The sequence below is a fragment of the Promicromonospora soli genome (assembly GCF_014653785.1).
Classification (GTDB): Bacteria; Actinomycetota; Actinomycetes; order Actinomycetales; family Cellulomonadaceae; genus Promicromonospora; species Promicromonospora soli.
On sequence record NZ_BNAS01000002.1, the window covers coordinates 955102 to 968698 of the forward strand.

The window sequence follows — 13597 nt, forward strand, 5'->3', positions numbered from 1 at the left end:
AGCCTACTTCCGTGTGGCCTTACGAGGGTCGCCAGCGGAAACAAGGTGCCGGTAACTTGTACGCACCACCGAGGGTTGTTCGGCGGGCTCACGCACGCCACCCCCTTCCGGATCAGTGATGGAGAGAGGTACGCATGTTCCGCAGGTTGGGAGTGCGCGGGAAAGTTCTTGCGACACTGGTCACGCCTGCCATCGTCCTGGTCATCGCAGCGGCGTACATCATCGGCCTGTCTGTGGTCGACGCGATGCGCGCGCAGCAGACGAGCGATCTCGTCGCCGCGCTGGAGTACCAGGACGCGGCAGGAACGACTTTCGCGCAGGAGCGGTCGTACAACATCGTGGCGATGATCGACGACAGCAAGTCCGGCGACCAGGCCCGTCTCGCCCTTCTGCAGGGGACGCCGGAGCTGGACGAGAACGGCAAGCCGGTGACGGACGACAGCGGCAACCCCGTGTGGGCCGCCCCGGCCGCCCAGGCGCAGACGATCACTGCCCTCGACCAGCGCGACGAGGCGCTGCTGGGCATCGACATCTCGATGCTGGACCAGCGCGTGAAGACCGCCGTCGCCGAGACCATCGAGGACCGCGCGGCCATCACCGAGGTTCAGAAGAAGGTGGCCGACGAGCGCCTCACGGAGCAGGTCGCGACCAGCGCGTACGGCGGGTACATCGACGGCGCCCTCGAGGTGCTGGACGCTATCGCGGACACCTCCGAGGACCGCGACCTGGGTACCCGCCTCGAGGCGTACCAGTCGATGGACGAGCTGATGTTGACGAACACCTACGAGCGCCCGGTCGTCGCCCTGGCCCTGGGCCTCTACGCGAGCCACCCGGACCCTGACGCGTCCCGGAACATGGCGCTGCGCGCGGCGGACCTGGTGAACCTGGGCGACCGCGAGTGGGACGCCACGCAGGACCTCTTCGACCGGATCCCCGGCGACTACCAGGTGCCCGGTATGGACGGCGTGTACGGCACCGTCCGCGGTCAGGTGGCACGCGGGGACCTCTCGACCATCCAGCCGGCGCAGGCCGAGGCGTTCTCGGCCGAGTCGGCCAAGTGGGTCGACGAGGGCCGGATCGTCCGTGACGCGGTCCGCGAGGACGCCTCGGCGTTCGCGCAGGAGCGGGCCGACGTCGCCGCGAACCGCGCCTACCTCACCGGTGGCGTCGCGATCGCGGCCCTCGGCTTCTCGATCATCACCGCGCTCGTCATCGCCCGCCGTCTGGTCTCCCCGCTGCGCCGCCTCACCCAGGCCGCCGGCGTGGTCCGGGACCGCCTCCCCACCCTGGTGGAGCAGGTGTCGGTGCCCGGTCAGGGGCCGAGCATCGACCTCGACCCGATCACCGTCGAGTCGTCGGACGAGATCGGCCAGCTAGCTGCGGCGTTCAACGACGTCAACCGAACAACCATCGACGTCGCCCGCGAGCAGGCAGCGCTCCGTGGCTCCATCGCCGAGATGTTCGTCAACGTGGCCCGCCGCGACCAGGTGCTCCTCAACCGGCAGCTCGCGTTCCTCGACGACCTCGAGCGTTCCGAGGAGGACCCGTCGACGCTGTCGAACCTGTTCCGCCTCGACCACCTCGCGACCCGTATGCGACGCAACGCGGAGTCCCTCCTGGTCCTGGCGGGCATCGACTCCGGTCGTCGCGTGCGCCAGCCCATGCCGGTCTCCGACGTCATCCGTACGGCGTCGTCCGAGATCGAGCTGTACGACCGCGTGCGCCTGAACCTCGTGGTCGACCCGATGATGCTGGGCCACAACGCGCTGAACGCGGCGCACCTGCTGGCCGAGCTTCTCGAGAACGCGACGATGTTCTCCGAGCCGCACACGCCGGTCGAGGTCACCACGGCCCGTGACGAGCAGTTCGTCACCGTCGTCGTCCGGGACCACGGCCTCGGCATGAACCCGCAGGAGGTCGCGGAGGCGAACCGCAAGGTGCTCAGCCACGCCGCGTCGGATGCCGTCGGTGCCCAGCGCCTCGGCCTCTACGTGGTCGGCCGCCTGTCGGACCGCCTCGGCGCCCAGGTGGCGTTCGGCGTCGGCGAGGGCGGCACAGGCACCGAGGTGACCGTCCGCTTCCCGTCGGTGCTGTTCATGCCGGACAACGCGATGCCGCTGCCGATGCCGACGGACCCGCTGGAGGCCAACACGCAAGCGGCCGCCTCGCAGTTCGGCGGCGGTATGGCCACCGGCCCGGGTACCGGCGCGATGCGGGGCGCGGGGGTGCCCACCAACGGCTTCGGCTCGCCCGCCGTCACGGCGGCCTCGCCGGCCACCACGTCCGTCCCACGGCAGAGCGGCATGCCGGTTCCGACCGGCACGTCGCAGATCGCCGCGGCCGCGTTCGCGGCCCAGCCGGCCCCGTCCGCCCAGCAGGTCGACCTCAACGCCCTGACGGACGGTACGACCGCGCTCGGCCTGGCCCGACGTCGCAGCTCGACGGCGGCGCACTCGACAGCGGAGACGACGCCGACCGGCTCGATCGTGCTGCCGGAGATCCAGACGCCGTCGCTCCCGCAGGAGTACCAGGGCGACGACAACGCGTGGGCCCCGCCGTCGAACGTGTCGGAGGGCAGCTCCCTCCCGAGCCGCCAGCGCGCACCGCAGCAGCGCGAGGAACCGGTCGCGCCGGTCTTCGAGGACACAACGCCCGCCGCGGTGGACGTCGACCAGCGCAGCGCGCTCTTCTCGAGCTTCCGCTCGCTGAACACGATCGATCCGGTCGGCTCCACGCAGTCGCTCCAGCTCGACCCCATCACGCAGGACCCGGCCGCGCTGCCGGGGATGTCCGACACCGACGTGATGCGGTTCCCGGCTGCGGGCGACGCTCAGGCGCCGGCGGCCCCCGCCCCCGCCCATAGCTTCGGAAGCACCCAGGCGGGCTTCGGCGGCCCGTTCCAGGGCGACGGCGTGCAGGCGCAGGGCTTCGGGGCAGACGCTCCTGAGGGGCCCGACTCGTCGTTCGAGGCGCTGCCCGCGTTCGAGGAGCTCATGGCGGATCTCCCGAGCCGTCGTTCGACCGGCTCGGGCGCCCAGCAGGGTGCCAAGCCGGCTCAGCAGAGGCGCGGTCTGTTCGGCCGCCGGCCGGGCCAGCCCGCAACCGGCGAGCTGCGTGCCTACCAGCCGCAGGAGCGTCCGGCGTCGCGACCGATCCAGACCGTCGCTCCCACCGCCGGTGTGCCGACCTTCGGCGCGCCGAGCGTCGAGACGCAGGGCTTCCAGGCACAGAACTTCCAGCCGCAGAACTTCCAGGCACCGAGTGGTCCGCCGCAGGGCAACCCAGCCCCGTTGACCGGAGCGTTCCCGGCCCAGGCTCCGCAGCAGCCGACGTCGGACCCGACGTACCAGCGGGGCTACCAGGAGGGCTACCAGAAGGCGGTCCAGGAGTCGCTGACGTCGGCGGTATCGGCCGTGCCGAGCGCCCCGGCGGGCGGCACGGTTCCCGTGCCCGTCGCGCAGGTGTCGGCTCCCGCAGCCCCTCGTCCCGCCGTCACCCCTGGCACCAACCCGTTCGTGGATGCGGCACCCCGCGCGGCGTCGGCCCCGGCGCCCGCTCCGGAGCGGGCGCCCACCTCGTACGAGCAGGCACCCAGCTCGTACGCGTCGGCCCCGGCCACCCAGGCCGTGCCGATGGCGGCCGTGCAGCAGTCCTTCGAGGCTCCCGCCCGGGAGTTCGAGGCTCCCGTCCGGGAGTTCAGCGAGCCGTACCCGACGGGCGCCGTGTACGACCCGTCGTACGGTTCGGCGGCGCCGCTCACCAAGCGGGCGGCCGGCACGGACGGCGACGGGAAGGACCCGCTGGACCCCGAGTACGTACGTGACTCGGTGGAGGCCCGGTCGGAGTGGACGGCGTCGGCTGTCCTCTACGAGGAGATGACGAGCCTCCTTCGTCGGGGAGCTTTCCAGGAAGACGATGTGAAAGAGAACGACTCGTACCGTCCGGCGGCCGTTAACACCGAGGTCGCCAACGGCGGGCTGACCCGCCGCACCCGCGGTGCCTCCGGCACCGGGGCGGACCCAACTGTCGAGCGCCTCTCAGCTCGCATCGACCGTGATCCTGAGCAGCTTCGCTCACGTCTCTCGGCGTTCCAGTCGGCCACCGCACGTGGCCGGTCGGAAACCGTGGACGGGGGCGGATCGGAGCACGAGAACGGCAAGAAGGCCGATGGGGACTCGACGTGGGCACCCTCGACCGTGAATCATGTCCCTGACTCAGCGCCGCAGTCGCGGTGACACGCGCGCGCGTCTGTGGATTCTGACTAGGAGGAACAGAGAGTGACCCTCAGTACCGAAGCTACGAATTTCGGGTGGCTGCTCGACAACTTCGTGCGTACCGTTCCCGGCAGCCGGCACACGCTCGTCGTGTCGGCAGACGGTTTGCTCATGGCGATGTCCGACCAGCTCGACCGCACCAGTGGTGACCAGCTCGCGGCGATCGTCTCGGGCATGTCAAGCCTCACGCGTGGAGCTTCTCGGCAGCTCAACGGCGGTAATGTCCGTCAGGCGATCATCGAGATGGACAACGGGTTCCTCTTTCTGATGAACGTCTCGAACGGGTCCGTGCTCGGTGTGGTCGCGGAGGCCACGTGCGACATCGGCCTCATCGGCTACGAGATGGCTCTCCTGGTGTCCCGCACCGAGGCCACGCTCACGCCGCAGCTGATCTCGGAGATGCGTGGCAGCCTCCCGGTCGACGGGCAGACCCGAGCCGCCAGCGTGGGATGAGGACTCGACCATGACGTACGCACCTTTCGGTTCCCAGGGGCAGGGGGATGTCCGTGAGACGTCCACCGTGCGCCCCTACGCGGTCACCGGAGGCCGGGTGCGGTCGGAGCTGTCCGACCTGCCGCTCGAGGCCCTCGTGGAGGTATTGCCCGGGGCGGTCAGCAGTTTCGGTCTGCCCCCCGAGAAGCGCGCGATCCTCCAGCACGCCGCGCACACGTACGTGTCGATCGCCGAGCTCTCGGCCCTTCTGCGGCTGCCTCTGGGTGTCGTCCGGATCCTTGTGTCGGACATGCAGGAGGAAGGGCACGTCACAGTGCATACCTCGACACCGGTTAACGTCCACACAGGCCACGGCAGCTCGAACTCGGGCCTGTCGCTGAGCGTCTTGGAGAGTGTTCTGAATGGCATTTCCGCCCTCTGACGGCGGGGCCCGTAGCGGTCCCAACTGGGCCCCGGTGTCGGGTAACGCCGGCACCGCGACCGCTTCCTCGAACGCGCCCGCGCGCCAGAGTGTGCTGGGTGGCGGCGGTGGCGCTCCCGCGCCCACCGCGCAGGCGTCCCGTCCGGCGCAGACGCAGCCCGCACCGCCGGTGATGCAGCAGGCGCCGGCCGCCAATGCCGGGGCGCAGAGCGCTCCGGGTGCCCAGCCCGCAGCCGAGCGCACAGCGCCGACGGTCGTCAAGATCGTGGTCGCCGGCGGCTTCGCGGTGGGCAAGACGACGTTCATCGGCTCGATCTCCGACGTCGAACCGCTGAACACCGAGGCCGCCATGACGGAGCACTCCGTGGGCGTGGACGACGCCGGTGGTGTCACCGACCGCAAGACCACCACCACGGTGGCCATGGACTTCGGCCGTGTGGAGCTCCCGGGCAACCTGTGGCTCTACCTGTTCGGTACCCCGGGCCAGGACCGCTTCCTCTTCATGTGGGACGACCTGGTGCGCGGCGCGATCGGTGCTGTCGTCCTGGTCGACACCGACCGCCTGGAGCAGTGCTTCCCGGCGATCGACTACTTCGAGTCGCGCAACATCCCGTTCGTCGTCGGCGTGAACTGCTTCGACGGTGTGGCCAAGCACCGGCTCGAGGATGTGCGGGAAGCGCTGCAGATCCCGGCGCACGTGCCGATGCTCTACACGGACGCTCGTTCCCGTGCAGCGACCAAGCAGACGCTCATCGCGCTGGTCCAGCTCGCGATGCGCCAGCTCCGGTCCGGCGCACAGGCGCAGGGCTGAACCACTCTTCAGCACTCCGCGGACGGCGGGCCTCCCAGAGGGCGGCCCGCCGTCGCTGTGCCGTCGGGCGCTAGACTGTGTGGCCGCGCCGCCCCCGCCCCGGAGCGTGGGTGCGGGCGCGAGGAGGGCTGACAGAGCGGCCTAATGTGACGGTCTTGAAAACCGTTGTGGGGCAACCCACCGGGGGTTCGAATCCCTCGCCCTCCGCTCGCTGGGGACAGGACGATGGCTGGAATCCGACCCGGATTCCAGCCATCGTCGTACTCGGACCCCCACCGCGAAGCTAGCTGATGCCCACGATCGGCAGGCGCAGCGCCGCCGGCGCCGCTTCGGGCACTACCGGGGCGACGGGTCGAACAGGCTCCACGGGCGTGTAGGCCGAGCCGAGGGCCGGCCGCTCGTCCCGCGCGCCGGCGTTGGGCCACAGCGCGCACGCGCGCTCGGCCTGCGCCGCGATGGTGAGCGACGGGTTGACGCCCAGGTTCGCGGTGACGGCGGAGCCGTCCATGACGTGCAGGCCCTCGTGCCCGAACACCCGCAGGTACGGGTCGACGACGCCCCCGGCGGCGTCGGAACCGATGGCGCAGCCGCCGAGGATGTGCGCGGTGAGCGGGATGTTGAACGGGTCGCCGATCGTGCCACCGGCGATGCCTTCCACATCGCCGCCGCCCAGCTTGTCGGCCATGCGGCGTACGGCCTCGTGGCCCTCGGGGATCCAGCTCGGGTTCGGGGCGCCGGTGCCCTGCTTCGACGTCATGAACCGGCCGAAGAGCGTGCGCCTGGTCACCGTCGTCAGCGAGTTGTCCTGTGCCTGCATGACCAGGGCGATGACCGTCCGTTCGGACCAGCGGCGCCAGTCGAGCAGCACGGGCAGCCACTTCAGGTTCTTGCCCAGCTCGCCCAGCCAGCGGACGAACCGGAACGGCCCCCCGTCGACGAGGATGTGCTGCAGGGCCGCCATGACGTTGGAGCCGTGGCCGTAGCGCACGGGCTCGATATGCGTGTTCTCGCTCGGGTAGAACGACGAGGTTATGGCGACGCCGCGGGAGTAGTCGGTCGCGCCGACCTTGTGCGTCATCGCGCCGAGCAGGGCCTCGGAGTTGGTGCGCGTGAGGTGCCCGAGCCGGTCGGACAGCCGCGGCAGCGTGCCGGCGTCCTTCATCGCGTGCAGCAGACGCTGCGTGCCGAGCGTGCCCGCAGCGAACACGACCTGCCGAGCGGTGAACGTCCGCTTCCCCGCCCACCTCTTGCCGGTGCGGTGGGTGCGGATCTCGTAGCCGCCGCCCCGACCCCACGCTTCGCGAGGGCCCAAGGAGTCGGGCAGCGGACGGACGACGTCGGCCGTCGTGAGCGGGTGCACCTCGGCACCCGCGCGCTCGGCGAGGTAGAGGTAGTTCTTGACCAGGGTGTTCTTGGCGCCGTGGCGGCAGCCGGTCATGCACTCGCCGCACTCGGTGCAGCCGGTGCGGTCCGGTCCCACGCCGCCGAAGAACGGGTCCGCGGCCCTGCGGCCCGGCGACGGCTCCTCGGCACCACCAGGGCCGAAGTAGACGCCCACGCGGGTGGGGCGGAACGTGTGGCCCACCCCCATGTCCTCGGCGACGCCCCGGATGATCTCGTCGGCGGGGGATCGGCCGTGGTACTGGACCACGCCGAGCATGCGCTCCGCCTGGTCGTAGTACGGCGCGAGCTCCGACTTCCAGTCGGTGATGTGGGACCACGCCGGGTCCGCGTAGAACGGGTCGAGGGGGCGGTAGAGCGTGTTGGCGTACACGAGCGACCCGCCGCCGACGCCGGCTCCCGTCAGGCAGAGCACGTTGCGCAACAGACTCACTCGCTGGATCCCGTAGCAGCCCAGGGCAGGCGCCCACAGGAACTGCTTGAGGTGCCAGGAGTTCTTGGCGAACTCGTGATCCTCGAACCTCCGGCCGGCCTCGAGCACGCCCACCCGGTAGCCCTTTTCGGTGAGGCGGAGGGCGGCAACGCTGCCGCCGAAGCCCGAACCGATCACCAAGACGTCGTAGTCCATGGCGCGAATGTACCCCTTATTGATGCGGCGTGAAATACGCTGCCCGACGCCGTCCGGGTCTCCTCCGGGGCGGCTCGCCCGGCTCGCGCGCCGCCCAGTATGGGCAGGAAAAACGGCGGTATGACGGCGATGTGGGGTGCCTCGGGGAGCTGCCTGACCCTCCGCTTTGCTCAGCCCGCCGTGCGCCAGGTACCCTGGGCCGCGCGGCATCGCCCTGCCTGGGTAGAAGCTGTCGCGAGGAGACGTCGCATAGTCAGGTCTAGTGCGCCACCCTGCTAAGGTGGTAACGGGGCAACCCGTTCGAGGGTTCAAATCCCTCCGTCTCCGCCAGGAAGGTCCCGGCCGCGCGTGACGCCCGGGGCCTTTTCTGTGGGAGGCTTCGGAACGTCGGTTCGGCTCGCCGGCCGAACCTCCGGAGGGCTGTGACGGAGTTCTCCTCCGTAAGCGCGGATTTGAGTTTGGGCCCGCGCCGAACAGGCGGTAATGTTCTCGTCGGTCGGCCGTGTGAACGGTTGGCCGGTAGCACGCAGTACGACCAGCGCCCGTAGCTCAACGGATAGAGCATCTGACTACGGATCAGAAGGTTGGGGGTTCGAATCCCTTCGGGCGCACAGTAGAAACGAAGCCCTGACCAGCGGAAACGCCGGTCAGGGCTTCGTCGTTTGCGGGCGTCGAGACCGGATTTCGGGTCACTGCCCCCGTTGGGTGCCCCAACAGGGGCCACGGACTAGGGCGTGTCCTGTGAATCGCGGAGCCAGCGGACGATGGCTGTGAGGGTGAGCTCGGCGCGGTAGGAGGCGGCTCGTCTGGGTGTATCGAGAGCGCCGCGGGCGCCCCAGCGAGTTTCACCCGGCCGGACGGCCCCGGGAAATCCCGTGGCCCACCGGCACCCGGTGGCCCACGATGTGCAGATGGCCTTGCCGACACCCGAACTGCATACCTCTCGCCTGCACCTGCGACCCTTCACGGCGGTCGACGCCGACCACCTCTTCGCGCTGCACACAAGCGCCGAGGTGATGCGCTACTGGGACTCCCCGCGCTGGACGGACCGCGCTCGCGCCGACCGTTTCGTCGCGGTCTGCGAGAGACTGGCGGAGGAAGGTTCCGGCGCCCGGGTCGCGATCGACCAGGTCTCTGACGGGGCCTTCGTTGGGTGGTGCGCCGTGACGGGGTGGGACCCCGACTTTCGCAGCGCGTCGCTGGGCTACTGCCTGGACCAGTCCGCGTGGGGTTACGGCTACGCGACCGAGGCGGCGCACGCCCTGCTGCGGTGGGCTTTCGACACGCTGGACCTGAACCGGGTCCAGGCAGAGGCGGACACCCGCAACCTCGCCTCCGCGCGGGTCCTGGAGAAGCTGGGATTCGTACGCGAGGGGACGCTGCGGGAGGACTGCATCGTGGACGGCGACGTGTCCGACAGCTGGGTGTTCGGGCTGCTCCGGCGTGAGTGGCGGCCGTCGGACGCGCCTTTGCCTGCCCCTTAGGTCATGCGCAGGACGGGGCCCAGCCGCCTAGAGCCTCGTCCATCGCGTCAGCGGCGTCCCGGAGCGTCGTGGGCATGACGTGGCTGTACAGGTCCGTCGTAATGCTCATCTGGGCGTGTCCGAGCACTTCATCACGATCCGGGCCGCGACTCCCTGACCGAGCAGCATCGACGCACAGGTGTGCCGCAAGTCGTGGAACCGGATCCGCCGGACCTCGGCCCTGCCCTCGAGCGTGTCGAACAGCGTGTTCACGTAGCGGGGCTCGACTTGGGCTACCCCTGGTGACCGAGACCGACGCGCTATGGGGGCCGAGGGTTCACTCGTGAAGACATTCGCTGCAACTCTTGCCGGTGCATCTCGAAACCAGGACCGCTACGTCACTGGAGACGGGTTCGCCGCAGTGCTGGACGGGGCGACCTCCGTAGCTGGCGATCGATCCCACGACCCTGGCTGGTACGCGGAACAGCTCGCGGACACCATCAAGCAGACGGTGCCGCAAGGCGACTCGCTCGCGGGCGCCGTGGAGGAGGCGATACGCGCCGTGCGCGACGCTCACGGGCTGACCCCTGAGACCACACCCACCAGCACCGTCGCTCTGGCCCGCTGGTCGGACGACACTGTCGAGATGTACATGCTGGGCGACAGCTACGGCGTCATCTTCTACGCGGACGGCACCGAGGCCGTTCACACCGACGACCGCCTGGACTGCGTCGCCGTCAACGAACGGGCCGCCTACCGAAAGCGCCTGGCCGAAGGGCACGGGTACGACGATGGCCACCGTGCCCTGATGCTCGACCTCCAAGCCGAGCAGGCCCGACGCCGCAACCGGCCCAGCGGCTACTGGATAGCCGGAGCCCAACCGGAAGCCGCACGTCATGGGATCACGAGCGTCGATCGCCGAGCGGGAGTTTCAGCGCTCGTGCTCGCAAGTGACGGCGTCGACCCTGCACGCCACCCCGATGCCACGACCTGGCGTGACCTCTACGAGGAAGCGAACGAGTACGGCCCCGCGCGGACGCTCCACCGGATTCACGACGCCGAGACCGACGATGTCGACGGCCGACGCTGGCCGCGCTCCAAGCCCCACGATGACAAGACCCTTCTTGCCATCGAGCTCGGCTGTCATGAAGCCACCTGAACTGGTCCTCCCCGAGGACTTTGGGGAGTACGCCTGGGAGGTAGAGGCGAAGGGCTGGTTCCAGTGCCCGGTTCGGGCTGGTGGCCAAACAGCGAATGTGACGTTCTATGACCCAGCCAGGCTCGCGCAGGACGTTAGCGCTGATCATGCGTCGAGAGTCCCTTTCACCGTCACGCGACTCGTGGTGATCGAGCGTGTAACTGCGGACCTGATGCGCGAAGCGCTGGGACTCCTCCCCGAGGAGTTCTTCGCGGACCCGACATCGAACCAGCCAGATGCCTGACGTGGACGGCCGGGGCATCACCCGTGAGGACTCTCTTTACTGGCTCAAGGCGCGCCTCCGGCGCGCTGGGCCGTCCGGCCGGCTGGGCCCCGCACTGCGGGCGCTTCGTGCCCTCCGCGCACCCCACCGCACCCCGACGGCCTACCGGCCCGGTCCGCCAACCTCCCGCTATGGCAGAAGCGGCAGGCCATGAGGGCGAGCAAATGACAGGCACCGGATGGTCCCGATGACGTTCCGCTACCCCACTGAGAGCCCAGCGGAGAGCGTGGCCTACTGGAGACGCCTGCGGCCCCAAGGCGCGTTCGTGGTCGGTCGCTTCGGTCCTGTTCTTCGCAATCGCAGGCTCGCCCTGGTGGTGGGTTGCGATCGCCATCGCACTCTCAGCTGTCTCAGGTATCCCGGCGTTCACCGTCTGGATCACCGACCGACGCTGGGCGCGCGGCCTAGCTGGCATCGGGGCAACCTGCGACCCCGCTTGATCGCACTGGGCTTCGCCTTCGGAGCCGCGATCCTGCTGCAGGGAATCGTCGGCGTGACACTCGGCACCTGGCCTGCGACAGCCCTTGCACCTGTGGCCTTCGCCGTCGAATTCCTCATCGCACGGGAACGTCTCCGCACACGAGCAGCGAACAAGGACAAGCGGTAGGGCACGGGCCTCCGGCGGGCACCCGGGAATCAAGAGGATCGAGGGACGGCGGTGCCCCTGCCCCTCCGTCATCCATTGGCTTGACCGGGACCCTGACACCGAACCCGCCGTCAGTGCAACAGGTCCCGCCGACACCGAGCACCACCGCACCACACCATGACGGGCGGGACCTGTTGCACTGACGACAGAACCGATGTCTGAGACGTGCCCCGCGCCAACGGATGACGGAGGAACAGGGACCCCCGAAGCAGGAGCATGGTGAGGTCACAGGCCCGCCCGGCCGAGTGAGCGAATCCCCGTCAGTTCCCTCGCCAAATCCTCCCGACCGCTCGCGCGAGCACCAATCTCCCGGGCGTTCCGGGTCAACCGACCCGCAGAAACATGCGGATCGCACCCCCTGCGAGTCCCTACGGATCAGAAGGTTGGGGGTTCGAACCCCTTCGGGCGCACAGTGCAGGAAGAGGGTCCTTGGCCAGGCGGCAAGCCTCGGCAGGGAACTCTTTCGTTCCGCCACGCGGTCCGTCGGTCGGGCGATCCGCACATCGCGATCCGGTCACGGTCGTGACCCAGGCCACTCAGCTGTTGACCGCGGCTCCGAGCGGTCGCTACGTTCACCTGCGGCACACCCGTTCGGAAACGACCAGGGCTTTGCGTCGGAGCTCAACGGTGCACTCCGACGTCGGACCTGTGGAGACCCGGGCGGGCGTGCTGCCCAGGTGACGCCCTCCTCGGTCGCACGTGTGCGAGCTGGAGCAGCCGGCCGGATGCTCGGCCGAGGATGCGAAGCGGACGCGCGGACCGCAGGTAGGACCTCGGATGAGCGAGACCGTTCATGCCGGCACCCGATCGGTGAGTTCGTGCAGTCCCTGGAGCACGGGCTGGCGGTGATCCGCGCGTTCGGCACGGACCGGGCTCGGATGACGCTGAGCGAGGTGGCCCGCGAGGCCGCGCTCAGCCGGGCGTCGGCGCGGCGGTCCTGCATACCCTGGTGGAGCTCGGGCATGCCGTGACCGACCGGCGCGTGTTGGCCCTGCGCCCCCTGGTGCTCGAGCCCGGTACGCCTACCTGTCGAGCCAGTCGCTGCCGGAGGTAGCGCAGCCCCACCTGGACCAGCTCGCTGAGGAAGTCGGGGAGTCGTCGTCGGTGGCCGCTCTCGACGGCGCCGACATCGTCCACGTCTCCCCGGGGTCGCGACACACTGGATCACGCCGGCGGCCATCCAGGTGCGCACGCGGTTCCCGGCGGCGGCCACCTCGATGGGGCGCGCGGTGCCGGCCCATCTGCCTCGCGACGACCGCGATGCCTTCCTGGCCGTCGTCGTGCTGGGGCCGCTCACCCTGCACACGATCACTGACAGGGAGCTGCCCCGCGCCGAGCCGGGCATGGTCCGGGGCGAGGCGCAGCGCACGTCGACGAGGCCTACGGCGTCACGCACCGGGAGCTCGAGGAGATGCTGGGGCCGTGGCTGGGGTCCGTCGGAAGCCAGAGCGGGGAAGCGCCGGGCCCCTGTTCGGGGAGCTCGGCCACGGATGGCGAAATCTGAACCAAAGATTACGCAGACATGGCCGGGCGGCGGGCTTCTTGGCCTGGCCACGCCCATCCGGGCGCTCTGCAGGGCGGCAAAGGCTGTCCAGCATGGCTTCGGACCGGTCGGGGCTGAGGGCTTCTTGGAAAAACATGCGGTGAACAGCGGTTCTGTGTCCGCTGTCACGCGCCCCGGCTTTGACGCACCCTGCCACCTGACGTACTGTTCTGGATGTCAGCCCGACGGGCCGACGGACACGCAGACCGGAAACGGTCCGGGTGGCCGCGCCGGGGCTGGATCCCATCTCTGATGCAGGACAGTTCAGCTGTTCTGTGGGTCATCGGGTGTGGATCCTCTCTTGTAAGTTCGCCAGGCCTTCAAGGCCAGCGGGTTTGCGAGGCGGGTTCGGGTCTGGTAAGTTGAAGAGGTTGCCCCGGATGGGGTCAGCATCCAGCGGATGATGACTCTGACGGTGTGCGTCGGTTGTTTGAGAACTCAACAGTGTGCTTGATAGTCAATGCCAATTGATTAAC

Annotated in this window: 10 protein-coding genes and 3 tRNA genes; 11 read left to right on the forward strand and 2 right to left on the reverse strand. The window is 69.5% G+C overall.

Annotation, left to right across the window (positions count from 1 at the left end):
• The first annotated feature begins 134 nt into the window (after positions 1-134).
• The 5 genes from IE250_RS10030 to IE250_RS10050 all read left to right on the forward strand — a co-directional run bounded on the left by IE250_RS10030 (position 135) and on the right by IE250_RS10050 (position 6166).
• On the forward strand, positions 135-4235 hold the full coding sequence (locus IE250_RS10030; protein WP_189669092.1) for an ATP-binding protein: 4101 nt from the start codon (positions 135-137) through the stop codon (positions 4233-4235).
• 42 nt (positions 4236-4277) lie between these two features.
• Entirely contained in the window at positions 4278-4727 is a 450-nt protein-coding gene (locus IE250_RS10035; protein WP_020017525.1) for a roadblock/LC7 domain-containing protein, read from the forward strand.
• A 10-nt stretch (positions 4728-4737) separates the two neighbouring features.
• Entirely contained in the window at positions 4738-5148 is a 411-nt protein-coding gene (locus IE250_RS10040; RefSeq protein WP_189669093.1) for a DUF742 domain-containing protein, read from the forward strand.
• 172 nt (positions 5149-5320) lie between these two features.
• Positions 5321-5959, forward strand: coding sequence for a GTP-binding protein (locus tag IE250_RS10045; RefSeq protein WP_373301654.1), 639 nt, complete (start codon positions 5321-5323; stop codon positions 5957-5959).
• Between the two features lie 122 nt (positions 5960-6081).
• Positions 6082-6166 (forward strand) — tRNA-Ser (locus IE250_RS10050).
• A 76-nt stretch (positions 6167-6242) separates the two neighbouring features.
• Here IE250_RS10050 and IE250_RS10055 read toward each other — a convergent pair.
• On the reverse strand, positions 6243-7988 hold the full coding sequence (locus IE250_RS10055) for a GMC oxidoreductase (protein WP_189669095.1): 1746 nt from the start codon (positions 7986-7988) through the stop codon (positions 6243-6245).
• A 238-nt stretch (positions 7989-8226) separates the two neighbouring features.
• Here IE250_RS10055 and IE250_RS10060 point away from each other — a divergent pair.
• The 3 genes from IE250_RS10060 to IE250_RS10070 all read left to right on the forward strand — a co-directional run bounded on the left by IE250_RS10060 (position 8227) and on the right by IE250_RS10070 (position 9472).
• Positions 8227-8318: transfer RNA gene (locus tag IE250_RS10060), tRNA-Ser, on the forward strand.
• Between the two features lie 208 nt (positions 8319-8526).
• Positions 8527-8599 (forward strand) — tRNA-Arg (locus IE250_RS10065).
• A 300-nt stretch (positions 8600-8899) separates the two neighbouring features.
• On the forward strand, positions 8900-9472 hold the full coding sequence (locus tag IE250_RS10070; RefSeq protein WP_189669096.1) for a GNAT family N-acetyltransferase: 573 nt from the start codon (positions 8900-8902) through the stop codon (positions 9470-9472).
• A gap of 105 nt (positions 9473-9577) precedes the next feature.
• Here the strand turns inward: IE250_RS10070 and IE250_RS24480 are convergent, their stop codons facing one another.
• Positions 9578-9775: a tyrosine-type recombinase/integrase gene (locus tag IE250_RS24480; RefSeq protein WP_268247808.1), complete on the reverse strand. Its 198-nt coding sequence runs from the start codon at positions 9773-9775 to the stop codon at positions 9578-9580.
• Positions 9776-9794: 19 nt separating this feature from the next.
• Here IE250_RS24480 and IE250_RS10080 point away from each other — a divergent pair, with 19 nt between their 5' ends.
• From IE250_RS10080 to IE250_RS24485, 3 genes are all read left to right on the forward strand, one after another.
• Positions 9795-10610 carry a PP2C family serine/threonine-protein phosphatase gene (locus tag IE250_RS10080; RefSeq protein WP_189669097.1) on the forward strand — a complete coding sequence of 272 codons (816 nt, stop codon included), beginning with the start codon at positions 9795-9797 and terminating at the stop codon, positions 10608-10610.
• Positions 10597-10893 (forward strand): hypothetical protein, encoded by a 297-nt coding sequence (locus IE250_RS10085; RefSeq protein WP_189669098.1) that lies wholly within the window; start codon positions 10597-10599, stop codon positions 10891-10893. Before IE250_RS10080 ends, IE250_RS10085 begins: the two co-directional genes overlap by 14 nt.
• Positions 10894-12396: 1503 nt before the next feature.
• Positions 12397-12549 carry a helix-turn-helix domain-containing protein gene (locus tag IE250_RS24485; protein ID WP_229872305.1) on the forward strand — a complete coding sequence of 51 codons (153 nt, stop codon included), beginning with the start codon at positions 12397-12399 and terminating at the stop codon, positions 12547-12549.
• The last annotated feature ends 1048 nt before the right edge of the window (positions 12550-13597 follow it).